We start from the raw sequence: 1,318 nt of genomic DNA, 5'->3' as shown, positions 1-1,318 counted from the left end.
TTGAAAGCATGTGACATTGCTTACAACGGCGTGATGGACGGTTCCGCAGTTGCCTTTAAACAAGGCTACATCACCAAAGATACAGTTGCCCGTGTAGCGCATATTGCCGCCATTTATCACAGCAGCTGGGAAGCTGCCTGTACCGCCTTGGAAGAATACAAAGTGGCAGAAGAATCCGGTGATTCTGTGAATAAGGAGGTGAAGCGCATTGCCCTAGATGCTGCGGTTTCCCTAGCACGTACCAGACTGGATGAACTCAAAACCTATTGGCACGAAGCTAAAGGCGCATACACCGAACTGAAGGAGAAAAGCGATGAGTAGAAACGACAAGTTTCTAAATATTATCGAGTTCACTCTCGAAGTTGGGCCTGACCTTGTTCAAGGGATTATCGACTTATGCCGCTCTGGGAATGTCACCCCTGAATCAATCCGAAACATGAAAGAAGCTTCTAAAGACCCATACGAGATTCTTGCAGAACACGGCATCAACCTTAGGAACGATTAGCCATGCTTTCCCGCGAACAGATGATTTCTGATTTTCGCGCCATCCTTGATGATGTCGGGCAGCTGATCACGATTAACGATACCGAGCTGCTCGCCATTGTCAAAGACGGTGGAACGGAAATGCTTAGTGACGGAGACGAACGCCAAGGCTTAGGCGGTTCAGTATCGATAATGGAGCTACGCTTTATCGCTGATGACTGGCCCCACCTCCCCAAAATTGGCGCTGATCTGACCATCAACGATGAAGCATGGACGGTTAACAACCGTTGGAAGCTGTGCTTGGGAACCACCCTAAAACTGCAATTGTTTCAGGAAGTATTTTAATGCCTCTGGTGAATATTGATAGCGCACAGATTGAACAAGCTGTGAAGAAAGCAGGACGCGCCTTGCAGCTTGTTCCACAGGGCATTGAAAAAGTAACTTCGCATGCAATGAACCGCACGATTACGGGCATCCGTACTGACATCGTGAAGACTGTTTGCGGAATCTACAACATACCCCAGTGGCGAGTGCGAAACCACATTTCCATATTCAAGTCTAACCGGAAAGATCTGCGCGCACATTTACGACTTGAAGATAGCAAAAACGTTTCTTTAATGCGCTACGGCGGGCGCTCTGTCGCTATCAACAGGAAAATGTCCAAGCGCAAAGGTGCCACGGTTCAGGTTCATAAAACAGGTACGCGAAAGCCCATTCATGGTGCCTTCATTGCCAAGGGACGTAACCACGCAACGCTCATATTTAAACGTGACGGAAAAGAACGAAACCCTATTCATGCTTTGTATGGCCCGGGCTATCCCAATTTATTCAAAGA

4 protein-coding genes are annotated in these 1,318 nt (G+C 47.9%); all 4 read left to right on the top strand.

Annotated features, from left to right (window positions below):
* Positions 1 to 321 (top strand): hypothetical protein (locus F461_RS19240; RefSeq protein ID WP_026364531.1); only part of this gene is annotated, 321 nt, incomplete at its 5' end.
* Entirely contained in the window at positions 314 to 505 is a 192-nt protein-coding gene (locus F461_RS0100015; protein ID WP_019999115.1) for a hypothetical protein, read from the top strand. The genes F461_RS19240 and F461_RS0100015, both read left to right, overlap by 8 nt.
* Before the next feature lie 2 nt (positions 506 to 507).
* On the top strand, positions 508 to 828 hold the full coding sequence (locus F461_RS0100010) for a hypothetical protein (RefSeq protein WP_019999114.1): 321 nt from the start codon (positions 508 to 510) through the stop codon (positions 826 to 828).
* Positions 828 to 1,318 (top strand): phage tail protein (locus F461_RS0100005; RefSeq protein ID WP_019999113.1); only part of this gene is annotated, 491 nt, incomplete at its 3' end. The genes F461_RS0100010 and F461_RS0100005, both read left to right, overlap by 1 nt.

It is taken from the genome of Halodesulfovibrio aestuarii DSM 17919 = ATCC 29578 (assembly GCF_000384815.1).
Classification (GTDB): Bacteria; Desulfobacterota; Desulfovibrionia; order Desulfovibrionales; family Desulfovibrionaceae; genus Halodesulfovibrio; species Halodesulfovibrio aestuarii.
The sequence above is the reverse complement of the archived record's forward strand: the minus strand, read 5'-3'. Positions and strand labels throughout refer to the sequence as shown.

Excerpts from the sequence above, each read along its gene's own strand:
- F461_RS0100010 (WP_019999114.1), top strand. The coding sequence starts at position 508 with ATGCTTTCCCGCGAACAGATGATTTCTGATTTTCGCGCCATCCTTGAT.
- F461_RS0100015 (WP_019999115.1), top strand. The coding sequence starts at position 314 with ATGAGTAGAAACGACAAGTTTCTAAATATTATCGAGTTCACTCTCGAA.